The 23,679-nt window shown below is 56.5% G+C and carries 20 protein-coding genes and 1 pseudogene; 11 read left to right on the top strand and 10 right to left on the bottom strand.

Annotation, left to right across the window (positions count from 1 at the left end):
• Both RT197_RS07155 and RT197_RS07150 read right to left on the bottom strand, forming a co-directional pair.
• Positions 1 to 1,074 carry an iron-containing alcohol dehydrogenase family protein gene (locus tag RT197_RS07155; RefSeq protein ID WP_312948738.1) on the bottom strand — a complete coding sequence of 358 codons (1,074 nt, stop codon included), beginning with the start codon at positions 1,072 to 1,074 and terminating at the stop codon, positions 1 to 3.
• A 239-nt stretch (positions 1,075 to 1,313) separates the two neighbouring features.
• A complete protein-coding gene (locus RT197_RS07150; RefSeq protein WP_312948736.1) occupies positions 1,314 to 2,462 on the bottom strand; it encodes an MFS transporter in 1,149 nt (382 codons plus the stop codon).
• 156 nt (positions 2,463 to 2,618) lie between these two features.
• Between RT197_RS07150 and RT197_RS07145 the strand changes: the two genes are divergently transcribed.
• Both RT197_RS07145 and RT197_RS07140 read left to right on the top strand, forming a co-directional pair.
• The gene (locus tag RT197_RS07145; RefSeq protein WP_312948735.1) at positions 2,619 to 3,395 is read left to right on the top strand and encodes a DeoR/GlpR family DNA-binding transcription regulator; all 777 of its coding nucleotides are present in this window, start codon (positions 2,619 to 2,621) and stop codon (positions 3,393 to 3,395) included.
• An 11-nt stretch (positions 3,396 to 3,406) separates the two neighbouring features.
• Positions 3,407 to 3,961, top strand: coding sequence for an NUDIX hydrolase (locus RT197_RS07140; RefSeq protein WP_312948734.1), 555 nt, complete (start codon positions 3,407 to 3,409; stop codon positions 3,959 to 3,961).
• 93 nt (positions 3,962 to 4,054) lie between these two features.
• Here the strand turns inward: RT197_RS07140 and RT197_RS07135 are convergent, their stop codons facing one another.
• A complete protein-coding gene (locus tag RT197_RS07135; RefSeq protein ID WP_312948733.1) occupies positions 4,055 to 4,840 on the bottom strand; it encodes an NAD(P)H-dependent oxidoreductase in 786 nt (261 codons plus the stop codon).
• Between the two features lie 81 nt (positions 4,841 to 4,921).
• Here RT197_RS07135 and RT197_RS07130 point away from each other — a divergent pair, with 81 nt between their 5' ends.
• Positions 4,922 to 5,311 (top strand): helix-turn-helix domain-containing protein, encoded by a 390-nt coding sequence (locus RT197_RS07130; protein ID WP_312948731.1) that lies wholly within the window; start codon positions 4,922 to 4,924, stop codon positions 5,309 to 5,311.
• 45 nt (positions 5,312 to 5,356) lie between these two features.
• Here RT197_RS07130 and clpA read toward each other — a convergent pair whose 3' ends face one another.
• From clpA to RT197_RS07115, 3 genes and pseudogenes are all read right to left on the bottom strand, one after another.
• Complete coding sequence (gene clpA, locus RT197_RS07125; protein WP_312948729.1) at positions 5,357 to 7,633, bottom strand: ATP-dependent Clp protease ATP-binding subunit ClpA; 2,277 nt, start codon at positions 7,631 to 7,633, stop codon at positions 5,357 to 5,359.
• Positions 7,634 to 7,662: 29 nt separating this feature from the next.
• Positions 7,663 to 7,983 (bottom strand): ATP-dependent Clp protease adapter ClpS, encoded by a 321-nt coding sequence (gene clpS / locus RT197_RS07120; protein WP_312948727.1) that lies wholly within the window; start codon positions 7,981 to 7,983, stop codon positions 7,663 to 7,665.
• A 100-nt stretch (positions 7,984 to 8,083) separates the two neighbouring features.
• A pseudogene (locus RT197_RS07115) lies at positions 8,084 to 8,129 on the bottom strand (hypothetical protein).
• A gap of 179 nt (positions 8,130 to 8,308) precedes the next feature.
• Here RT197_RS07115 and cspD point away from each other — a divergent pair.
• On the top strand, positions 8,309 to 8,530 hold the full coding sequence (gene cspD / locus RT197_RS07110; RefSeq protein ID WP_312948725.1) for a cold shock-like protein CspD: 222 nt from the start codon (positions 8,309 to 8,311) through the stop codon (positions 8,528 to 8,530).
• Positions 8,531 to 8,598: 68 nt separating this feature from the next.
• Here the strand turns inward: cspD and macB are convergent, their stop codons facing one another.
• From macB to RT197_RS07095, 3 genes are all read right to left on the bottom strand, one after another.
• On the bottom strand, positions 8,599 to 10,542 hold the full coding sequence (gene macB / locus RT197_RS07105) for a macrolide ABC transporter ATP-binding protein/permease MacB (RefSeq protein ID WP_312948723.1): 1,944 nt from the start codon (positions 10,540 to 10,542) through the stop codon (positions 8,599 to 8,601).
• Entirely contained in the window at positions 10,539 to 11,654 is a 1,116-nt protein-coding gene (gene macA, locus RT197_RS07100) for a macrolide transporter subunit MacA (RefSeq protein WP_312948721.1), read from the bottom strand. The genes macB and macA overlap by 4 nt, the downstream gene beginning before the upstream one ends.
• A gap of 90 nt (positions 11,655 to 11,744) precedes the next feature.
• Entirely contained in the window at positions 11,745 to 13,403 is a 1,659-nt protein-coding gene (locus RT197_RS07095; protein WP_312948720.1) for an ATP-dependent endonuclease, read from the bottom strand.
• Between the two features lie 201 nt (positions 13,404 to 13,604).
• Between RT197_RS07095 and RT197_RS07090 the strand changes: the two genes are divergently transcribed.
• The 3 genes from RT197_RS07090 to hcr all read left to right on the top strand — a co-directional run bounded on the left by RT197_RS07090 (position 13,605) and on the right by hcr (position 17,280).
• Positions 13,605 to 14,504 (top strand): lysine exporter LysO family protein, encoded by a 900-nt coding sequence (locus tag RT197_RS07090; RefSeq protein ID WP_312948719.1) that lies wholly within the window; start codon positions 13,605 to 13,607, stop codon positions 14,502 to 14,504.
• A 143-nt stretch (positions 14,505 to 14,647) separates the two neighbouring features.
• Positions 14,648 to 16,300, top strand: a complete 1,653-nt coding sequence (hcp, locus tag RT197_RS07085) for a hydroxylamine reductase (RefSeq protein ID WP_312948717.1) — start codon at positions 14,648 to 14,650, stop codon at positions 16,298 to 16,300.
• Positions 16,301 to 16,311: 11 nt separating this feature from the next.
• Positions 16,312 to 17,280 (top strand): NADH oxidoreductase, encoded by a 969-nt coding sequence (hcr, locus tag RT197_RS07080; RefSeq protein WP_312948715.1) that lies wholly within the window; start codon positions 16,312 to 16,314, stop codon positions 17,278 to 17,280.
• A 34-nt stretch (positions 17,281 to 17,314) separates the two neighbouring features.
• On the opposite strand, the gene RT197_RS07075 is transcribed toward hcr, so the two are convergent.
• A complete protein-coding gene (locus RT197_RS07075; protein WP_312948713.1) occupies positions 17,315 to 17,749 on the bottom strand; it encodes a DoxX family protein in 435 nt (144 codons plus the stop codon).
• A gap of 150 nt (positions 17,750 to 17,899) precedes the next feature.
• Here RT197_RS07075 and poxB point away from each other — a divergent pair, with 150 nt between their 5' ends.
• The 4 genes from poxB (at position 17,900) to RT197_RS07055 (ending at position 23,194) form a co-directional block, all read left to right on the top strand.
• Positions 17,900 to 19,618, top strand: coding sequence for a ubiquinone-dependent pyruvate dehydrogenase (gene poxB, locus RT197_RS07070; protein WP_312948711.1), 1,719 nt, complete (start codon positions 17,900 to 17,902; stop codon positions 19,616 to 19,618).
• 37 nt (positions 19,619 to 19,655) lie between these two features.
• On the top strand, positions 19,656 to 20,654 hold the full coding sequence (ltaE, locus tag RT197_RS07065; protein ID WP_312948709.1) for a low-specificity L-threonine aldolase: 999 nt from the start codon (positions 19,656 to 19,658) through the stop codon (positions 20,652 to 20,654).
• A gap of 10 nt (positions 20,655 to 20,664) precedes the next feature.
• Entirely contained in the window at positions 20,665 to 22,095 is a 1,431-nt protein-coding gene (locus RT197_RS07060; protein WP_312948708.1) for a DUF2867 domain-containing protein, read from the top strand.
• A gap of 85 nt (positions 22,096 to 22,180) precedes the next feature.
• Positions 22,181 to 23,194: an NAD(P)-dependent oxidoreductase gene (locus RT197_RS07055; RefSeq protein WP_312948707.1), complete on the top strand. Its 1,014-nt coding sequence runs from the start codon at positions 22,181 to 22,183 to the stop codon at positions 23,192 to 23,194.
• The last annotated feature ends 485 nt before the right edge of the window (positions 23,195 to 23,679 follow it).

Genomic DNA, 23,679 nt, shown 5'->3' with positions numbered 1-23,679 from the left:
TCAGAACTGCACGCTGCTGGCGTGCAGCGCCTGCTCCAGTGCGGCAGTTGATACCTCAAATGGCAACCGTTTCGCCGCCGAATCTGGAATAGTCACCCCTTCAGCAATCGCCCTGAATACCGTCGCAGCCGATGCACTGAGCGGCGCAAGCGTCAGCGGCATATCGTACTGACGCAAAAACGCCAGCAGTTCCGGGTCCGGTCCGGCATCGCCGCGCTCCAGCAGCGACTGTACCAGCAGGCAGAAGCCGACCTTTTCCCCGTGCAGCCAGTGATGCAGTTCAGGTTCCCAGGTCAGGCGGTTATGAATCGCATGGGCCACGCCCGGCGTGGAGTTGTCTTCCCGGATGCTGTTCGCCATTCCGGCTATGGCAATACTGGCGTCGATCACCTGAATCAGTGCTTCGCTGACGATTCCCTGCGCATTATCGATCAGGGCCTGGGCTCCGTGCTGACGGAAAGTGTCCAGTGCCTGACGGGCGGTTTGCACTTTAAGATTCAGTGCCAGACTGGCTGGTTCCAGGCGCTGATAAGGGGCGAACTCATACCATTTGGCCAGCGCATCAACGATACCGGCCTTCAGATAACGCACGTCGGATTGAGCGATAATTTCGCTGTCCACCAGCACTGCTTTCGGCAGTCTGTCCAGCAGCAGGCGGCGTTGATAGCGTCCGGCATCATCATAAATAATGGTCAGCGGCGACCAGGCCGCACAGGTTGCTGCGATAGTGGGAAAGGTAACCGATACGACCTGTTCCAGCCCATTAGCTACTGCTTTCGCGGTGTCGAGCACCCGCCCACCGCCAACGCCCAGCACCAGACCCGCGCCCGTCTGCTTCGCTCTGTGGCTGAAATGCGCGATCACCGTGTCGGAGCATTCACCGTTCATCATCTCCACCTGCCAGCGCACGTGATGCTGGCGCAGGCTGACTTCCAGTGCCGGGCCAGCCTGCGCCCAGGCGCGCGGGGTGGTGATCAGTAAAATATTCTGGCTTAGCGCGGCAATGATTTTTCCTGCCTCATGGCGCAGCCCTGCTTCGTGGTAATAGGTATCCGGAGATTTAATCGCCAGCATTGGGAAATTCCATCATGCAATATCCCTTGTGGGATATTATTTAAGGGTCTAGCCATGCTACGACATATATAATAATGTGCAATCCGTCGCCGCGGATTTTATTATCACTATTTTTACTGATCATGGATAAAAAACTGATAACGTGGCAAAGCGCTTGTATTTAAATACCCGACAGCAGACGATAAAAAAGAGTAAGCCCGCGCCGCTTCCAGATATCTCTGCATTCCCTTCCCCTGACCTTATTTCGCATTCCCCCGCTTTCCCAAAAGCCCCGCCGCCGCCAACAACACCCCCACAACACTCAAAACAATACTGACCAAAAACAAATCGCTGTAGTCACCGGTGCCGGTAAATCGTCCTCCCGTCACAGCTCCTGCCCCGATGCCAATATTAAACGACATGACATAAAGTGCAGATGCGAGTTCCGGGTTATCCCGCGACGCTTCAATTACCCAGGATTGCAGCCCGACGATGACCACTGAAATGGCGCATCCCCAGAGAAACATTACCCCACCGGCGCTGAGGGGGCCGGGCAGTTTTGTCAGCAAAAGTGCCTGACCAAGCGCGATACCGGCTCCGCCTGCCAGCGTCAGGATGTGAGGCCGGAGAGCAAAGCGGCTTATAAGCACGGTTCCGCAGGCCCCGCCCACGCCGAAGACAAAAAGTAATACGGTCAGAACGTCAGCATTCACGCCAGCGATTCCCGGCAAAAAAACAGTGACGTAGGTATAGCTGTTGAAGTGGGCGGTGATCAGTAACAGCGTTACGCCTGCCAGCAGACAGAGCAGGCCGGACAAGGCAGGTTTTCGCACATCAGAGGGCTTTGTTTTACGCACGGTTTCATGGGCGGAAGGCAGCCACCTGCAAGCAAAGCACATGATAATCAGCGAAAACAGGCCGAATAAACCAAAGCCCTGCTGCCATCCATAGTGATTACCCATCGCGGTGGCTACCGGCACCCCCATGACCACGGCCATAGAGATGCCGGAGAAAACGATAGCCGTCGCCCTGCTGGCAGGCATATTGCCTGCAAGCTTAATGGCATAAGAAGCGATGCCCGCCCAGAACACCCCATGCCCGAGGGCGGCAATGACTCGCAGCAGCAGAAGCATGATGAAACTGTCGGTGAGCATCACTAAACCGTTGCATACCGCGATAAGACCGAGCAAAAAAATGAAAAGCTTTTTTCTGTCGATTTTCTGGGTGAGCAGCGTCACCGGTATGACGGATAAGGTAATGACCCAGGCATACACGGTGATCAGCGTGCCCGCTTTGGCTCCGCTAATCTCAAGATGCTCTGCAATCTGATTCAGCAGGCCGACCGGCAGATATTCTGTTGTCTGCGAGACAAACGCGCCTGCGGCGAGGACAGATAACGCCTTAATCATCTTTTCCAGCCTCCTGCGTCTGTTTCAGCGGCATCCCGATTCTGCCCGTCCCCGTCAACCCGATCATTGTGCACCTCGTTCATCAGACTTCATGTTGCATTATCCTGCAAAATTACGCATATTAAAGCAATATAAAATGCAACTTGGCGCAATGAGATGAAATTACCCGATGCAAGAAGGCAGAAGATCCTTGATTTACTGAACCATCACGGTGAGCTACAGGCTTCGGCGCTGGCTGAGAAACTGGGGATCTCAGAAGACACGGTGCGCCGCGATTTGATACGGCTTGAGTCTACCGGGATGCTGCGTCGCGTGCGGGGCGGGGCCATTCCCCGTTCCCAGGTTCCGCTGCATCATCAGGAAAGACTGGGCAGAACGGGAGAGTCAAAACGCGCTATCGCTGCGGTGGCGGTATCGCTTATCCGCCAGGATGATGTGGTCGGCCTGGACGGCGGAACCACCACGCTGGCCATTGCGCAGGCGATCCCGCCAGGATTGCGTTGCACCGTGGTCACAAACAATTTGCCCGCCGCCATGACGCTGGCCGGGCACCCGGATGTCGAAGTCATTGTGCTGGGCGGAAAACTGTTTAAGCCAGCGATGGATATGACGGGCCATAAGGTGTGTGAGGAGTTACGCACGATGGCTTTCGACATCTGTTTTATCGGTGCGGCAGCAGCAAACCTCACTACCGGCTTCAGCAGTATCGATTATGACGAAATCCAGGTGAAACGTGCCCTGGCGAAGGCAGCCGAGCGCAGCGTGTGCGTTATTTCCGGTGAAAAGATGGGAAAACATTCCCCCTTCTCTTACGCCGCGCCCGGTGACATTAACGACATCATCACCGACGGGGATGCCCCGGCTGATGATATTGCGCTGTTCAAAAGCGAAGGCGTTAACGTCATTGTGGCGGATCACCTTACACAGAAATAAGGGACAACATAGTGGACGCAGAAATAAAAACACTCGCATCAGAAGAAATTTACCGTAACCGCTGGATGGCGCTTAAGGAAGACCGGATCCTCCGGGCCGATGGCAGTGAGGGGATCTATTCGGTTATTGAAAAAAGCGATTTTGTCGTCATTATTGCGCTCGAAAATGATGAGATTTACGTGGTTGAGCAGTACCGCTACCCGCTGAATAAGAGAACCACCGAGCTTCCGCAGGGAAGCTGGGAATGTTCTCCTGATGCCGCGCCAGAAGACGTCGCGGCAGGCGAACTGAAAGAGGAAACCGGTCTGAGCGCCGGAAAGCTGGAATATGTTGGCTATCAGAAGCTCGCGCAGGGTTATTCAGCGCAGGGCTACCATATTTATCTTGCCACGCAACTGACGTTTGTTGGACAGCAGCTTGATAAGGAAGAATATGGCCTGACGGTGAAAAAAATCAAAATCAGCGATTTCACGCAATTAATCGTTAACGGTGAAATCACTGACGCGACTTCTGTTACCGCTTTCCTGCTGGCGAAGGCTAAAAATATGATTACGGAAAATAGCTGACGGCGGCGCGGAATAAACGCGTTGCCGCTTTACTATTACGCCCGCTCACTGCTATCAGAGTGAGCGGCTCTGGCGTCATTAAATGTAAGAACCTCAGCGCGATATCTGATGCCATTTATCCGGGCGGTGCCGTACAAAAGGGCTATACTCCGGCGCATCAGATTTTAGCGTCATATCATCGTTAAAATCTTGTTGTTTATTAAAAGGGATCGTCGGCCATACACTGATATTCGCCAGCCTGTCGGCAAAATCTTTAGCGCTCTGGTCGAGGAACTGCTGTTGTTTTAATTTCTCGCAGCCATCAAGTCCTCCGCGAACGCCGTGGATCAGGTAAGGTTCAAGTACGGTGTAACCTATATAATGCAGAGCGTGCAGAGGCGGCCAGAGCATAAACCGCATGTCACCATCGCGTCCGTTATAGCTGCAGGCTCCCGCAGAGGCACCGGCAGTCACCGTGATTAATGCACGCTTACCTTGCATTACGCCATTTTCATGCCGATGCCTGCTGTCATATATTCCGCCATAGACAAAAACCCGGTCCATCCATCCTTTCAGTATTGCTGGCATACCAAACCACCAGAAAGGAAAATGCAGTAATAGCAGGTCTGAGGTTTTTAATAGTTCAATATGTCGCGTAATGTCTTCCGGCAAATTATTGCTATTCCAGTGTTGCCGTTGCTCGCGCAGGGCATCAAAGCGATCTGTTTCTTGCAGATGGGGATAAAAAATTTTCCCTTCGCGCGGATCGAAATTTTCAGTGTATAAATTTACCGTGCGAACGTTTAAGCCCTGGCCGGTAAATATCTCCCCGGCTCGGGCTGCCAGATACGCATTAAATGAATCAGGTTCGGGATGTGCAGTTATAATCAGTACATTCATACTTTTTCTCCGTAATGACTGTTCATCCATAGTGTTTTTTTTTAATGCCATATGCAATTACGCACCTCAAGGTAACCATACATGCCGTATCCAGGAAACGTTTACTCTGAAAAGTGTTCAGCACGCGATGCTCTGGCGCTGATCGCTGGGAAATGGGTGATGCTTATACTGCCTGCTTTAGCCGAAGGCCCCATGCGTAACGGGGAACTGCTGCGGAAAATAGAGGGAATTTCACAAAAGGTGCTGACTCAGACGCTCAGGCAACTTGAACGTCATGGGCTGGTAAACAGAATCGACTATGGTGAAAAGCCTGCCTGTGTGGAATACAGCCTCACTCACGTTGCCGCCTCTCTGGTAGACACCCTGGTTGCCCTTGACCGTTGGGCGGAGGTGAATTTTCCTGAACTGGATGCTGCACGAATCAAATACGATCGGCAAAATAGCACTGCTGACGGGGCGCATAAGCCATAAAAAAGGCCAGCCCACAGGGCTGGCCTTTCACTTTAACTCACGCGATTAATGCGCGGTTTCCGCCTTGTGCTTCTGCGCACTCTGGAAACTGTAGGTCAGCGCATTTTTCTCTTTGTCCAGCGCAACCGTGACCTGGCCGCCGTCCACCAGCGAGCCGAACAGCAGCTCGTTAGCCAGCGGTTTTTTCAGGTTGTCCTGAACAATACGCGTCATCGGACGTGCGCCCATCGCGCGGTCGTAGCCTTTTTCTGCCAGCCAGTTGCGGGCTTCCTGACTGACTTCCAGCGACACGCCTTTCTGATCCAACTGGACCTGCAACTCGACGATGAACTTATCGACAACCTGATGGATCACTTCACCCGACAGGTGATCGAACCAGATGATGTTGTCGAGACGGTTGCGGAATTCCGGCGTAAAGATCTTTTTGATCTCTTCCATCGCGTCGGTGCTGTTATCCTGGTGGATAAGGCCAATCGATTTACGCTCGGTTTCACGTACCCCGGCGTTGGTGGTCATCACCAGCACCACGTTGCGGAAGTCCGCTTTACGCCCGTTGTTGTCGGTCAGCGTGCCGTTGTCCATGACCTGAAGCAGCAGGTTAAAGACGTCCGGGTGCGCTTTTTCGATCTCATCAAGCAGCAGGACCGCGTGCGGATGCTTGATGACCGCATCGGTCAGCAGCCCACCCTGATCGAAACCAACATATCCCGGAGGCGCACCAATCAGGCGGCTGACGGTGTGACGCTCCATATACTCGGACATATCAAACCGCAACAGTTCAATGCCCAGCGCCTTGGAGAGCTGCACCGTGACCTCGGTTTTACCCACCCCCGTCGGCCCTGCAAACAGGAACGAGCCAACCGGTTTGTGTTCATGACCAAGACCCGCACGCGCCATCTTGATGGCTTCAGTCAGCGCTTCAATCGCTTTATCCTGACCGAAGACCAGCATTTTCAGGCGGTCGCCGAGGTTTTTCAGGGTATCGCGATCGCTTTGCGAAACGCTTTTCTCTGGAATACGGGCGATGCGTGCCACCACCGATTCGATATCCGCCACGTTAACGGTTTTCTTGCGTTTGCTGACCGGCATCAGACGCGCCCGCGCGCCCGCTTCGTCGATCACGTCGATGGCTTTATCCGGCAGATGACGGTCGTTAATGTATTTCACCGCCAGCTCAACCGCCGCACGTACCGCCTTCGCGGTGTAACGAACGTCGTGATGCGCTTCGTATTTCGGTTTCAGACCGTTGATGATCTGCACCGTTTCTTCCACCGAAGGTTCGGTAATATCGATTTTCTGGAAGCGACGCGCCAGCGCACGATCCTTCTCAAAGATATTGCTGAATTCCTGATAGGTGGTCGACCCCATCACCCGGATTTTGCCGCTGGAGAGCAGCGGTTTAATCAGGTTCGCGGCGTCTACCTGCCCGCCGGACGCGGCACCCGCGCCAATGATGGTATGAATTTCATCAATGAACAGAATGCTGTTTTCATCCTGCTCAAGCTGTTTGAGTAGCGCCTTAAAGCGTTTTTCAAAATCGCCACGGTATTTGGTGCCTGCCAGCAGCGAACCGATATCCAGCGAATAGACGGTGCAGTCGGCCATGATTTCCGGCACGTCACCCTGCACAATGCGCCACGCCAGCCCTTCGGCGATGGCGGTTTTACCGACGCCGGACTCACCGACCAGCAGCGGGTTATTTTTACGACGGCGGCACAGCACCTGAATAGCGCGCTCCAGTTCTTTGTCGCGGCCAATCAGCGGGTCGATACCGCCCACGCGCGCAAGCTGGTTGAGGTTGGTGGTGAAGTTTTCCATACGTTCCTCCCCGCCTGCTTGCTCTTCATTACCCGGCTGGTTTCCCTGATCGGAAGACTGGCTCGGCTCATCTTTACGGGTGCCATGAGAGATAAAATTCACCACATCAAGGCGGCTGACTTCATGTTTACGCAGCAGATAGGCGGCCTGCGATTCCTGCTCGCTAAAAATAGCCACCAGCACGTTCGCGCCGGTCACTTCACTGCGGCCGGAAGACTGAACGTGGAAAACCGCGCGTTGCAGGACGCGCTGAAAGCTAAGCGTAGGCTGTGTGTCGCGCTCCTCTTCACTCACGGGCAACACGGGCGTGGTTTGTTCGATGAAGGCTTCAAGTTCCTGACGCAGCGCTACCAGGTCCACGGAGCAGGCTTCCAGCGCTTCGCGGGCAGTGGGATTGCTAAGCAGAGCCAGCAGTAAGTGCTCTACGGTCATAAACTCGTGTCGGTGCTCGCGCGCTCTGGCGAAAGCCATATTTAAACTGAGTTCCAGTTCCTGGTTGAGCATTGGGCACCCCCCTCAATAGTTTGCCTTAATCAGGCTTTTTCCAGCGTACACAGCAACGGATGCTCATTCTCTCTTGCGTAATTGTTCACCATCATCACTTTCGTCTCCGCGACTTCAGCGGTAAAGACCCCACAAATGGCCTTACCCTGATAGTGAACCGTAAGCATCAGTTGCGTTGCACGTTCTACATCATAAGAAAAGAACTTTTGCAGCACGTCAATAACAAATTCCATCGGCGTGTAATCATCGTTCATTAACATAACTTTATACATAGATGGCGGTTTTAGCGCGTCGCGCAGCTCATCTTCTGTCAGTTGGTCAAAATCCAACCAATCGTTCGGTTTACTCATTGTCAGGTGTCATCTTCAGTTACGGATACCGGCACGTTTTTCACTGCCGCTGACTTGAGTCTATGCATACCATGAATCTACAACAGATATTAGATAACTATCATCTATCGTTATCATCCGCGACTTCTGTCACATTCCTGGTCAATAGCGTTAACTGCTTCAAATTTTAGCGCATTTTCCCCCGCTTCACTCCGCTAATCGCTTGACGCGATGCCTGATTTCTCTAAATTGTACAAGCTGGAGTTGGCGAGGTTTTGAACAGCTCCCAGTCCAACACCGGTTCATTCCATCTTACTTGCAGAAGAATTATGAAGGATGTCGAAGCATGGAAACGGGTACAGTTAAGTGGTTTAACAACGCCAAAGGGTTTGGATTTATTTGCCCTGAAGGCGGCGGCGAAGATATATTCGCTCACTATTCAACCATTCAAATGGATGGTTACAGAACGCTAAAAGCCGGGCAGGTTGTCCGGTTCGATGTCCACCAGGGCCCGAAAGGCAATCATGCCAGTCTGATTGTGCCCCTCGAAGCCGAAGCTGTTGCATAGCTCATCTGCTTCATTGTGTACATCCCGCCGTCAAAATGCCAGCCCTTATGACTGGCATTTTTTTATGTTTATTCTCGCGCCAGCGCATCCACCGGATCGAGCCGCGCCGCGTTACGTGCCGGAAGCCAGCCAAACAGCACCCCGGTCAGCGTTGAGCACAGGAAAGCGGTCAGCAGGGCGACGGGCGAGAAGCCAATTTCCCAGCCCGGTAAGAAAAGCTGGAGCGTGAAGGCGATGAGCATAGAAAGCCCAACCCCCAGCGCGCCACCTACCAGACAGACCAGCACCGCCTCAATCAAAAACTGTTGCAGAACGTCGCTTTTGCGCGCACCGACCGCCATGCGGATGCCGATTTCCCGCGTGCGCTCCGTCACCGACACCAGCATGATGTTCATCACCCCGATGCCGCCCACCAGCAGTGAAATTACCGCCACCAGCGTCAGGAACATCTGAAGAGTACGTGTGGTCTTTTCTGCCGTTTTCAAGACGCTGTCCATGTTCCAGGTGAAGAAATCTTTCTTGCCGTGGCGCAACGTCAGCAAACGCGTAAGCTGCTGCTCGACCTGCGCGCTTTCGTAACCGTCGTTCACGCGCACGGTAATGGAGTTAAGCCAGGACTGGCCCATTACTCTTCCGGCCATGGTGGTATAAGGCAGCCAGACGCGGAGAATTTTACTGCTGCCAAACATCGACTGCTTTTCTTCCGCCACGCCAATCACCGTTGCGGGCATGTTGCCGACGAGGATCACCTCGCCCACCACGCTGGCTTTATTGGGGAACAGCTGACGGCGGGTATTGCTGTCGAGCACCGCCACCTGCGCCCGGCCTTTGAGCTGCTCATCGTTGAAAGTGGTCCCTTCGCTGAAGGTCATGCCGTAGACATTAAAATACTGCCCGCTGACGCCGTTAGCGCTGGCGGCCATATCCAGGTTGTTGTACCGCAGGCGCAAACTCTGCGACACCGCAGGCGTCGCAGATTTGGTCCACGGCTGCTTCTGGATCGCCGTCAGATCATCATATTTCAGCGACTGCTGATACTGCGGATCGTCGTCACCGTAATCTTTTCCGGGATAGACATCGATGGTGTTGGTGCCAATGGCGCGGATATCCGCCAGCACCAGTTCTTTCGCCGCATCGCCGACCACTACAATCGACACTACCGAGGCGATGCCGATAATAATGCCCAGCATGGTCAACAGCGTGCGCATTTTATTGGCCGCCATCGCCAGCCATGCCATGGTCAGCGCCTCGCGAAAACTGCTGCTGAACTGCCGCCAGCCGGGAACATCCGCTTTGCTGGCCTGCTTTAACGCCGCCGTTGCGGTGGCTTTTGCCGGAGGATTGCTGACAATTTCACCGTCGCGGATTTCAATAATGCGCTCCGCCTGCGCCGCAACCTGCGGATCGTGAGTGACGATAATCACCGTATGCCCGCGATCGCGAAGCTGGTGGAGGATCGCCATCACCTCCTCCCCGGAATGGCTGTCCAGCGCCCCGGTCGGTTCATCGGCGAGGATCACCTGACCGCCGTTCATCAGCGCACGGGCGATACTCACGCGCTGCTGCTGGCCACCGGAAAGCTGCGACGGCTGGTATTCGGAGCGATCTTCAAGGCCAAGCCGGGCCAGCAGTTCGCGGGCACGCGTCAGTCGCGCCGCGCGCTCGGTTCCCGCATAAACGGCCGGAACTTCGACGTTTTGCGCCGCCGTGAGATGCGACAGCAGGTGATAGCGCTGGAAGATAAAACCAAAATGTTCGCGGCGCAGGCGGGCCAGCGCGTCGCCGTCGAGCGAGGCGACGTCAGTTCCGGCCACGCGGTACGTCCCGGCGCTGGGCTTATCAAGACAGCCGATAATGTTCATCAGCGTCGATTTACCGGAGCCGGACGCGCCGACTATCGCCACCATCTCCCCCGCCTCGATGCGCAGAGAAATGCCTTTCAGGACCTCAACGCTGCCCTCGCCGGAAGGATAGCTGCGGCGGATGTCATTCAGTTCGAGCAATGCCGTCACGGTTTAGCTCCGGGCAGCTTTTCACCGACGATCACCTCATCGCCCTCCTCCAGCCCTTTCACTACCTCAACGTCGGTGTCGTTGCGCGCGCCGAGAGTAACTTCACGGTCGTGAACTTCGCCGTTGCGCAGCAAACGAAGCTTATAGCGATTATCCCCTACCGCATCGCCGAGGGCTGAGAGCGGCACCGTCAGCACGTTGCGCACGCCGGAAAGCTGAATATGCACCTGCGCGGTCATTTCGAGGCGCAGCACGCCTTTCGGGTTCGGCACTTCAAAGCGGGCATAGTAGAAAATGGCATCGTTGACTTTTTCCGGCGTCGGCAGGACGTCTTTGAGCGTGCCTTCGTAGCGGGTCAGCGGATCGCCGAGCACCGTAAACCAGGCTTTCAGCCCTGGTCTGAGGTGGATCACGTCGGCTTCCGAAACCTGCGCTTTGACCAGCATGGTGCTGAGATCGGCCAGGGTCAAAATATTCGGAGCCTGCTGCGCGGCAATCACCGTTTGCCCCTGTAGGGTGGTGATTTCGGTGACTTCGCCCGCCATTGGCGCAATGATGCGGGTGTAGTCGAGGTTGGTTTTGGCGGTACTGAGCGTGGCCTGATTGCGCTGGATCTGTGCATCCAGTGTCCCGATTTGCGCCTGTTTGACTTCCAGCTCGGTGGCGGCAGTGTCAAGATCCTGACGGGAAATGGCCTGGGTTTTCGCCAGTTGCTGCTGGCGGGACAACGTCACTTTCGCCAGTTGCATTTCGGCAACCGCCTGCCGACGCTGCGCGCGCAGTTCCATTAGCGTGGCTTCCACCTCTTTGATCTGGTTTTCCGCCTGTTCAGGATCGATAACCCCTAACAGCTGCTCTTTTTTCACCTTGTCGCCAATATTCACCGATAAGGTTCTGAGCTGCCCGCTGACCTGTGCGCCAACGTCCACTTTGCGCAACGCGTCCAGCTTGCCGGTCGCCAGCACCGCCTGCTCCAGGTCGCCTTTACGCACGATCAGCGTCTGATACTGCGGCTGCGGCGCGTTCAGCGTTTGCCACAGCCAGATTGCGGCGACCACCACCAGTACACCCAGCAGCAGCCAGAGCTTTTTGCCCTTTCCCTTCAAATTCATAGAAATTCCAGATGACCGATCCTTTTAACAGAAGTCCTCATTTTATATTAATACGCTGTCAACGAAAGGTTAATGACAGGAAATCTGCGGTTAATCCGCACGACCGCGCGCCAGCCACAGCACGCGGGAGAACATTTTGCGCAGCAGAACCGGAATAGCGTCCGTTCCCCGCCGTCCGGCTTCCAGCGCCACTTCTATCGCCAGATCCGGTTTTGAGGTGCGGTGGATGGCTTTAATAATCACCCGCCGTGGGTTAATCGGGGCGTTCTGCGGGATCTGCGCCACCCGGTAATAAACGTCAGCAAAACCCTCGCGGTACATAAAATGTTCCATATCCAGTGCGGGCAGCGCAGTGAGGTGATCGCGCTCCCGCTGGCGGTCGTTGTCGAGCAGGCTGCGCACCGTTGCCGCATACTTTTTCCCGGCTTCGTCGCCGTCCACCAGCACGTGCCATTCAATGCCCATCCGGCGGGCAAACTTGATCAGCGGCTTCAGGCCGGACTGGGCAAACTCAATCACCTTCACCCCTTCAGCCGCAAAATGGTGACCGCACTGTCGCGCCAGTTCGTTAATCACCCAGGTTTCCGTCTCTCCCTCAACCAGCAGCCAGACGCGCGCAAACAGTGATGAAGGGCGATTAAAGCGGATGTGAAAAGCGATGCGCCGACCGTCTTCCGCGCTCAGCCCGCCCGGTCCCAGACGCCAGGCGGCAACCCGAGAGGATTCGCGCACCAGACGGCAGACGTGCTCTACCGGCGTGAGTGAGAGCAGTTCGCCAGAGTTGGTGGTCGTCACCTGCTGGAGCGGCAGGAGGTTGAGGAGGTTCCAGGCCACCGAAAGCATAATGGGATGCAGGCGCGTTTCAGGATCTTCAATCAGTAGCAGCGGGCGGGCGTCTTTATCCAGTCGTACCGTGCCTTTGGCCTGTAACAGCGTGGAGAACAGCCCCAGCAGGATCACCCGGTGGCTGCGTGTGCCGGGGCGGTCAATCATCCGGTTGATGACGTCGAGATAGCGCCAGCTTCGCTGCTCGTCCTGCGAGCGGCGGCGCATTAAGCGCTGCCGGGTGTTGGCGCTGCTGTGCTCGGCGAAGTAGTGCTCCAGCAGTTGGGCCATCGCCGACAGCCCCTCGCGCAGTTGTCCGTCAGAGAGATTTTGCGGGCTGGTCACCAGCTCCTGCGCCAGAAAATCAAGCTGACGGGCGGTAACTTCCACGTCCGGCAGATTGGGAACCGTGCCGTTGCGGATGCGGCGCATAAAGCGGGCATCGCGCAGGCGCAGGACCGGCATCAGGCGCATCAGATGGCAGGCCATGGCGTCGATGTCATTCAGCGGCAGCGCGTCGCCCCTGGCATCCAGAAAACCGCGCAGGGTCATCACCGTGCCGTCTTCGGCCAGCTCCCCTTCAAGGCGGTAAAGAAGACGATGATAACCGTCATCACCCGGCACCCAGCCAGCGGACAGCGGACGGAAGCGGCGGGCGTGATGCCGCCCCGGCAGGGCTTCACGGAAGGTCAGAATAATATGCAGATGGTGCTCGCGCCCCTGCACGTCACCTGCGGGAAACCAGAAATCGTTATGCACGAAGTGGTAAAGTTCGGCATCGGGGGAGAGGATCAGCGTCAGCGCATCCAGCAGGCTGGACTTACCCCAGGCGTTCTCGCCAATCAGGACATTGTTGTCTTCGAGCATTAATGACAGCCGGTTAATACCGCGAAAACCGACAATTTCCACGCGTTCGAGAAGCATAATTTCTCCTTAGCCTTTGATCGGGATCCCTGGTCCCATTGTATAGCACCAAAACGGTTTGCAGGGTACGGGCTTATCACCCATAACATATTGAATGATGAAGAGTATGCATAACTTTTCTTTTTTCCTGCGTCTTTACTCATTTCGGCGTTTTGGGTAGTGTCACTGTGCCATTCATTTTATTTAAGGGACTGGGGTTTCATGTTTTCGGGTTTGTTGATCATTCTTCTGCCGCTCATCGTTGGTTATTTAATTCCGCTGCATCGTCCCGCCATCCTCAGAACCATTAACCGGCTGCTTAGCGGGATTGTGTACGTGATCCTCTTTTTTATGGGCATCAGCCTCGCATTTCTGGAAAACCTGTCGCGTAATCTGCTGGCGATTTTTCATTATTCCGCCGTCAGTATTACGGTCATTTTGCTGTGCAACATCGCCGCGCTACTGTGGCTGGAGCGGGTTGTGCCGTGGCGGCACACCCATCAGCAGGAAAAGCTGCCCTCGCGCATCGCGATGGCGCTGGAGTCGTTAAAACTGTGCGGGGTGGTGGTGCTGGGCTTTGCGCTGGGGCTTAGCGGGTTGACCTTTTTACAGCACGCGACCGAAGCCAGCGAATATACGCTGATCTTCCTGCTGTTCCTTGTCGGCATCCAGTTGCGTAATAGCGGGATGACGCTGCGGCAGATTGTCCTTAACCGCCGGGGGATGATGGTCGGCGTGGTGGTGGTGGTCAGCTCCCTGCTGGGCGGGGCGATTAACGCTTTTATTCTGGGCCTGCCGCTGAAAACCGCGCTGGCGATGGCTTCCGGCTTCGGCTGGTACTCCCTCTCCGGCATTCTGCTGACCGAATCGTTCGGCCCGGTGATAGGCAGCGCCGCCTTCTTTAACGATCTCGCGCGCGAGTTGATCGCGATTATGCTGATCCCGGGTTTAGTTCGCCGCAGCCGCTCCACGGCGCTGGGGCTGTGCGGCGCAACGTCGATGGACTTTACCCTGCCGGTTCTGCAACGCTCCGGCGGGCTGGAAATCGTCCCTGCCGCCATCGTTCACGGTTTTCTGCTCAGCCTGCTGGTGCCGCTGTTAATGGCGCTTTTCTCGGCATAATACCTCTTTGGCGGTAGCCTGCTGCCGCCAAAATTGCGCTAAATCAATCTCCCTGTAAGTTGTTCCAGAAACCCCTTTTCTCCCACCGTTCACAGGCATAACCTTAAACATGTATTTTAAATATAACTTTAAAAGGTGTGACCATGTTTTGTGTGCAATGTGAACAAACCATCCGTACCCCGGCAGGGAACGGCTGCTCTTACGCGCAGGGTATGTGCGGTAAAACCGCTGAAACCTCTGACCTTCAGGATCTACTGATTGCGTCCTTACAGGGCCTGTCCGCCTGGGCGGTAAAAGCGCGTGAATACGGTATTATCGATCATCAGATCGATAATTTTGCTCCGCGTGCCTTCTTCTCTACCCTGACCAACGTCAACTTCGACTCGCCGCGCATCGTCGGCTACGCGCGTGACGCCATCGCCCTGCGTGAAGCGCTGAAGGCGCAGTGCCTGAATCTGGACGCCAGCGCTCGCGTTGATAACCCGATGGCCGACCTGCAACTGGTCAGCGACGATCTCGGCGATCTGCAACGTCAGGCGGCGGAATTCACCCCGAATAAAGATAAAGTCGACATTGGCGAAAACATTCTCGGCCTGCGTCTGCTGTGCCTGTACGGCCTGAAAGGGGCGGCGGCTTATATGGAGCACGCGCATGTGCTCGGCCAGTATGACAACGACATCTACGCCCGCTACCATAAAATCATGGCGTGGCTCGGCACCTGGCCTTCAGATATGAACGCCCTGCTTGAGTGCTCAATGGAAATCGGCCAGATGAACTTCAGCGTGATGCGCATTCTGGACGCCGGAGAAACCAGCAAATACGGCCACCCGACGCCTGGCCAGGTCAACGTCAAGGCGACCGCAGGCAAATGCATTCTGATTTCCGGTCATGACCTGAAAGATCTCTTTAACCTGCTGGAGCAGACCGAGGGCACCGGCGTCAACGTTTATACCCACGGTGAAATGCTCCCCGCCCACGGCTACCCGGAACTGCGCAAATTTAAACATCTGATCGGCAACTACGGCAGCGGCTGGCAGAATCAGCAGGTGGAATTCGCCCGCTTCCCCGGCCCCATTGTGATGACCTCCAACTGCATTATCGACCCCACCGTGGGCGCGTATGACGATCGGATCTGGACCCGCAGCATCGTTGGCTGGCCGGGCGTGAGCCATCTTGAAGGCGACGACTTTGCGCCGGTCATTACCCAGGCGCAGCAGATGGCAGGCTTCCCGTACAGTGAGATCCCGCATCTGATCACCGTTGGCTTTGGTCGCCAGACTTTACTGGGCGCGGCGGATACGCTGATTGACCTGGTGAGCCGGGAAAAACTGCGCCACATTTTCCTCGTTGGCGGCTGTGACGGCGCGCGCGGCGAGCGTAACTACTTCACCGATTTCGCCACCAGCGTGCCGGACGACTGCCTGATCCTCACCCTGGCGTGCGGTAAGTACCGTTTCAACAAGCTGGACTTTGGCGATATCGAAGGTCTGCCGCGTCTGGTGGATGCCGGTCAGTGTAACGATGCCTACTCGGCGATTATTCTGGCGGTCACGCTGGCGGAAAAACTGGGCTGTAGCGTCAACGATCTGCCGCTGTCGCTGGTGCTGTCGTGGTTTGAACAAAAAGCGATTGTCATTCTGCTGACCCTGCTGTCGCTGGGCGTCAAAAATATCGTCACCGGTCCGACCGCACCGGGCTTCTTTACCCCGGATCTGCTGGCGATACTCAATGAGAAGTTCGGTCTGCGTTCCGTGACCACCGTTGAAGAAGATATGAAGCAGCTGTTAAGCGCGTAAGGAGTTTTGCCATGACGATGCCAACCCCACAGTGTCCGTGGCGGATGCAGGTTCATCACATTCATCAGGAAACACCGGATGTGTGGACAATTTCGCTGCTGTGCCACGATTATTATCCGTATCGCGCCGGGCAGTATGCGCTGGTCAGCGTGCGCAATTCGGCGGATACGCTGCGTGCTTATACGCTTTCCTCCACACCGGGCGTCAGCGAATATCTCACCCTGACCGTGCGGCGCATCAATGACGGTGCAGGCTCGCAGTGGCTGACCCGCGACGTGAAGCGCGGCGACTATTTGTGGCTGTCGGACGCGATGGGTGATTTCACCTGTGAAGATAAAGCTGACGAAAAATTCCTGATGCTGGCGGCGGGCTGCGGCGTGACGCCGATTATGTCGATGCGCCGCTGGCTGGCGAAATATCGTCCTCAGGCTGACGTGCAGGTGATTTTCAACGTGCGCTCGCCGCAGGATGTGATTTTTGCCGATGAATGGCAGGACTATCCGGTGACACTGGTGGCGGAAAATAACGCCGCTGAGGGTTTTGCAGCGGGTCGCCTGACGGCGGAGCTGTTGGCAGGCGTCGCGGATCTGGCTTCACGCACCGTGATGACCTGCGGCCCCGCGCCGTATATGGAACTGGCAGAGCAGGAAGTCAAAGCCCTGGGGGTGACGCGTTTCTTTAAAGAGAAATTCTTTACCCCGGTTGCGGAAGCGACGACGACGGGCCTGAAGTTCAGCAAATTGCAGCCCGCGCTGGCGTTCTACGCCCCGGTCGGTACTACCCTGCTGGACGCGCTGGAGAGCAACAGGGTGCCCGTCACCGTCGCCTGCCGTGCGGGAGTGTGCGGCTGCTGCAAAACCAAAGTGGTTGCCGGGGAATATACGGTCACCAGCACCATGACGCTAAGCGAAGCGGAGATCGCCGACGGCTACGTGCTGGCCTGCTCCTGCCATCCGCAAAGCGATTTAGTGCTTGCCTGATAGCTGTTATGGCCTGCAACCGCAGGCCATTCATTTAGCGCCAGGCGGGATCGCGCGCCAGCGAATAGCGCCCGGCACCCAAAAAGGCAATCGCCAGCCCGCCAATAAAGAAGTAGGCAATGTTTTCAATCGCCCACGCGCCGGTTTTATCCAGCATCCAGGTGTTGTTGATACCGACCATCAACCACGCCACCAGCATGGTGAACGACAGCACCAGCGCCGCCGGGCGGGTTAAAATACCGACAATGATAAGCACCGGCACCACCACCTCACCAATCAGCACACCATACGCGATAAACCCTGGCAAGCCCTGCGCCACCAGCATTCCCCGAATGCCGTCGATTCCGTCAAAGAGTTTATGCAGGCCATGAAACAGCATGAGTCCCCCCACGGCAAATCGTAACAACAGTTTGCCGACGTCTTCATGTGCAAGGATGCTATTGGTCCGAGTTAACAATCTTTTAACCATCTGAAATGCCTCTTATTTTGATTATCAATTCCGTCACATTACGCCTTTCCTGAAGGGAATAATAGCGGCGCAAATCACAGCAATTTGCCCGCATACAGACAAATTTCACCTAAGCTTGTAAGCGGTATCACACAAAGGAGATGGAAAACCATGAAACAAACCGTTGCCGCTTATGTTGCCAAAACCCTGGAGCAGGCGGGCGTTAAAAGAATCTGGGGCGTCACCGGCGATTCCCTCAATGGTCTGAGCGATAGCCTGAATAAAATGGGCACCATTGACTGGATGCCCACGCGCCATGAAGAGGTTGCCGCTTTTGCCGCAGGCGCGGAAGCGCAGCTTTCCGGGGAACTGGCGGTGTGCGCCGGATCGTGCGGACCGGGCAATTTGCATTTAATTAACGGCCTGTTTGACTGCCACCGCAATCATGTCCCTGTGCTGGCGATTGCCGCGCATATCCCTTCCAGCGAGATCGGTAGCGGTTATTTCCAGGAGACCCACCCGCAGGAGCTGTTCCGCGAATGTAGCCACTACTGCGAGCTGGTTTCATCCCCGGAGCAGATCCCCCAGGTGCTGGCGATTGCCATGCGTAAAGCGGTGCTGAATCGCGGCGTTTCGGTGGTGGTATTGCCCGGCGATGTGGCGCTTCAGGCCGCCCCGGAAAGCGCCAGCAGCCACTGGTATCCTGCCCCGCAGCCGGTAGTGACCCCCGCCGAAGAGGAACTGAAAAAGCTGGCGCAGCTACTGCGCTACTCCAGCAATATTGCGCTGCTATGCGGCAGCGGCTGCGCCGGGGCGCACAGCGAACTGGTGGAATTTGCCGGTAAGCTGAAAGCGCCCATTATCCACGCCATGCGCGGCAAAGAGCATGTGGAATACGATAACCCCTATGACGTCGGCATGACCGGGCTTATCGGCTTCTCTTCCGGCTTCCACGCGATGATGAACGCCGACACGCTGGTGCTGCTCGGCACCCAGTTCCCTTACCGGGCGTTTTATCCCACCGACGCGAAAATCATTCAGATTGATATTAATCCGGGCAGTATTGGCGCGCACAGTAAGGTGGATATGGCGCTGATTGGGGATATTAAAGCCACGCTCAGCGCCCTTCTGCCGCTGCTGGAAGAAAAAACCGACCGCCGCTTCCTGGATAAAGCGCTGAAGGATTACCGCGAGGCGCGCAAAGATCTCGATGACCTGGCGAAACCAGGCGAAAAAGCCATTCATCCCCAGTATCTGGCGCAGGAAATTAGCCGCTTTGCCGCCGATGATGCCATTTTTACCTGCGATGTCGGCACCCCGACCGTCTGGGCCGCGCGCTATCTGAAAATGAACGGCAAGCGTCGGCTGCTCGGCTCGTTTAACCACGGCTCAATGGCTAACGCCATGCCGCAGGCGCTGGGCGCGCAGGCTCACGCGCCGGACCGTCAGGTTATCGCGCTGTGCGGCGACGGCGGTTTCAGTATGCTGATGGGCGATTTCCTTTCCATTGTGCAAATGAAGCTGCCGGTGAAAATCGTGGTCTTTAACAACAGCGTGCTCGGCTTTGTGGCGATGGAGATGAAAGCGGGCGGTTATCTGACCGACGGCACCGATCTGCACGACACTAACTTCGCCCGCATCGCCGACGCCTGCGGCATCGCCGGGATCCGCGTTGAGAAGGCCGCCGACGTGGACGATGCGCTGCAACGGGCATTTGCCATTGACGGTCCGGTGCTGGTCGATGTGGTGGTTGCCAAAGAGGAACTGGCAATCCCGCCGCAAATCAAACTGGAGCAGGCCAAAGGCTTTAGCCTCTATATGTTGCGCGCGATCATTAACGGGCGCGGCGATGAGGTGCTGGAACTGGCAAAAACCAACTGGCTCAGGTAAAAAGAAGGCATCATCCTGAATCAACAAAGGAATTGCCGTGATTGACCTAAGAAGTGATACCGTCACCCGCCCCGGACGCGCCATGCTGGATGCCATGATGGCCGCCCCGGTCGGGGATGACGTTTACGGAGACGATCCCACCGTTAACCAGCTCCAGCGCTATGCCGCCGATTTAGCCGGTAAAGAAGCCGCGCTGTTTTTGCCCACCGGCACCCAGGCCAACCTCGTCGCCCTGCTGACCCACTGCGAGCGCGGTGAAGAGTATATCGTCGGCCAGGGTGCGCATAATTATCTGTACGAAGCAGGCGGCGCTGCGGTGCTGGGCAGTATTCAGCCGCAGCCCATCGACGCCGCAGCGGACGGCACCCTGCCGCTGGATAAGGTCGCCGCAAAAATTAAAGCCGATGATATCCACTTCGCCCGCACCCGCCTCCTTAGCCTGGAAAATACCCACAACGGCAAAGTGCTGCCGCGCGATTATCTTCAGGCGGCGTGGGAATTTACCCGCGAGCACAATCTGGGGCTGCACGTTGACGGCGCGCGGATTTTCAACGCGCTGGTGGAATACGACTGCGAGCTGGAAGAGATCGCCCGGTACTGCGACTCTTTCACCATCTGCCTTTCCAAAGGGCTGGGCGCGCCGGTTGGCTCGCTGCTGGTCGGTAGCCACGACGACATCAAACGCGCTAACCGCTGGCGTAAAATGACCGGCGGCGGAATGCGCCAGTCGGGCATTCTGGCGGCGGCAGGACTGTACGCGCTGCAAAATAACGTTAATCGCCTGCGCGACGATCATGACAATGCCGCCTGGCTTGCCGCGCAGCTGCGTGCCATTGGTGCAGACGTCATGCGTCATGACACCAATATGCTGTTTGTCCGCGTCGGCGATGCCCACGTCGCGCTCGGTGAACATCTGCGGGCGCAGGATATTCTGATCAACGCCTCGCCGGTAGTTCGCCTGGTCACTCATATCGACGTCAGCCGGGAACAGCTCGCGCAGGTCGTCGCCCACTGGCAGACCTTTTTAAACCGTTAAGGAGCCTGCCGTGCCGCAACGTATTCTGGTGCTGGGCGCCAGTGGTTACATTGGTCAGCATCTGATCAGGGCGCTAAGCCAGCAGGGGCATCAGGTGCTGGCGGCGGCACGGCGCGTCGAACGCCTGCAAAAAATGGCCCTGCCCGGCGTAAGCTGTCATCCACTCGATCTCAACTGGCCAGAACGGTTGCCGGATCTGCTTCAGGGCGTTGATACGCTTTATTATCTGGTTCACGGCATGGGTGAAGGTGGTGATTTCGTCGCCCATGAGCGCCAGGTGGCGCTTAACGTGCGCGATGCGCTGCGTGAAAATCCGATCAGTCAACTTATTTTCCTCAGCTCGCTTCAGGTGCCAGAGCATGAGCGCTCCGATCATCTGCGCGCTCGTCAGCTGACGGCGGACATTCTGCGCGACGCTGGCGTACCGGTCACGGAACTGCGTGCCGGGATTATCGTTGGCGCTGGGTCCGCCGCCTTTGAGGTGATGCGTGATATGGTCTACAACCTGCCGGTTCTCACTCCGCCACGCTGGGTGCGCTCGCGCACGATGCCGATTGCGCTGGAAAATCTGCTTTGCTATCTGGTGGGCCTGCTCGATCACCCCGCCTGCGAACACCGCATTTTTGAGGCCGCCGGTCCGCAGGTGCTGAGCTACCAGCAGCAGTTTGAACATTTTATGGCGGTCAGCGGTCGCCATCGTCCGCTGATCCCCATCCCGTTACCAACAAGCTGGATTTCAGTCTGGTTTTTAAACGTCATCACCTCAGTGCCCCCCACCCTGGCGAAAGCGCTGATCCAGGGTCTGAGGCACGATTTGCTGGCCGATGACCGCGCCCTGCGCGCGCTCATCCCGCAAACGCTCATCACCTTTGATGAGGCGGTGCGCCGCACGTTGCAAGAGGAAGAGAAGCTGGTCAACTCCAGCGACTGGGGCTATGACGCGCAGGCATTCGCCCGCTGGCGGCCCGACTATGGCTATTTTGCTAAACAGGCGGGCTTCACGGTAAAAACCTCCGCCAGCCGCGCCGCGCTGTGGCAGGTTGTTAATCAGATCGGTGGCGACGAGCGGTATTTCTTCGGCAATCCTCTCTGGCAAACCCGGGCGCTGATGGACAGACTTATCGGGCATCCGCTGGCGACAGGCCGTCCGGCGCGGACGTATTTACAGGTGGGCGATACGGTCGATAGCTGGAAGGTGATTATTGTCGAGTCGGAAAAATCGCTGGTCCTGCTGTTCGGCATGAAAGCGCCGGGGCTGGGGCGGTTGTGCTTTACGCTGGAGGACAAAGGCGACTACCGGGAGCTTGACGTGCGCGCCTGGTGGCATCCACACGGAATGCCGGGGCTGTTTTACTGGCTGCTGATGATCCCGGCGCATCTGTTTATTTTTCGCGGAATGGCAAAACGTATCGCTCGTCTGGCGGAAAAAATGCAAAACTGACCGCTTTCTTGTATTTTTCCCATTGCATAGCGCCGAAAATACCGGAAGAATGCGCACGAAATTCTTTAAAACACAGCGGATTGATATGAAGGTTCTGGTCACGGGCGCAACCAGCGGTTTAGGCCGAAACGCGGTCGAGTTTTTGCGGCATAAAGGCATCAGCGTCAGAGCAACCGGTCGCAATGAAGCGATGGGCAGGCTGCTGGAAAAAATGGGCGCGGAGTTCGTTCAGGCCGATCTTACCGAGCTGGTCTCTTCGCAGGCTAAAGTGATGCTCGCCGGTATTGATACCCTGTGGCACTGTTCCAGCTTTACCTCCCCGTGGGGGACGCAGGAAGCGTTTGATCTCGCTAACGTCCGCGCCACCCGCCGTCTGGGCGAATGGGCCGTGGCCTGGGGGGTGCGCAACTTTATTCATATTTCCTCGCCCTCGCTGTACTTCGACTACCATCATCATCGCAATGTGAACGAAGAGTTTCGTCCGCACCGCTTCGCCAACGAATTCGCCCGCAGTAAAGCGGCGGGTGAAGAGGTGATCCAGCTTCTGGCGCGGGCAAATCCGCAAACCCGCTTTACTATTCTGCGCCCGCAAAGTCTGTTCGGCCCGCATGACAAAGTGTTTATCCCGCGCCTCGCACAGATGATGCACCACTACGGCAGCGTGCTGCTGCCGCGCGGCGGCGATGCGCTGGTGGATATGACCTGTTACGAGAACGCCATCCACGCCATGTGGCTGGCCAGTCAACCTGCCTGCGACGGCCTGCTGTCAGGACGGGCCTATAACATCACCAACGGCGAGTCGAAAAAACTGCGCAGCATCGTGCAGACGCTGATTGATGAACTGAATATTCACTGCCGCATCCGCTCGGTGCCGTATCCAATGCTGGACATTATCGCCCGCAGCATGGAGCGCTTCGGCAATAAAACCGCTAAAGAACCGGCGTTTACCCACTACGGCGTTTCCAAACTGAATTTCGATTTCACGCTCGATATTACGCGGGCGCGGGAGGAGCTGGGATATCAGCCGGTGATCACACTGAATGAAGGGATCGAGCGCACTGCGGCGTGGCTGCGGGATCACGGGAAGTTACACCGCTGACGGGGAATGGATATCCTTGTGCCTGCCTGATGTCACCGGACTCGCCCCCTCTCCCCGGCCCTCTCCCTCAAGGGAGAGGGAGTGGTCAGTGCCCCGCAACAGGGTTGGTGCATCACTCAAGCCTGAGTAAAAATAACAAATCCAGTCACCACGCCGGACGGTCCCCTCTCCCGGGGGAGAGGGTCAGGGAGAGGGCGAAAACGTATCCCCGCACTCACCCCATTTCACCAGACGTTCCCCCTCTCCCCTGCCCTCTCCCTCAAGGGAGAGGGAGTGGTCAGTGCCACGCAACAGAGTTGGTGCATCACTCAAGCCTGAGTAAAAATAACAAATCCACTCACCACGCCGGTCGGTCCCCTCTCCCGGGGGAGAGGGTCAGGGAGAGGGCGAAGACGTATCCCCGCACTCACCCCATTTCACCAGATGTTCCCCCTCTCCCTCAAGGGAGAGGGAGTGGTCAGTGCCCCGCAACAGGGTTGGTGCAT

It is taken from the genome of Superficieibacter sp., from assembly GCF_032071645.1.
GTDB lineage: Bacteria > Pseudomonadota > Gammaproteobacteria > Enterobacterales > Enterobacteriaceae > Superficieibacter.
Note: the sequence above shows the minus strand (reverse complement) of the source record. Positions and strands in the feature narration are given on the sequence as shown.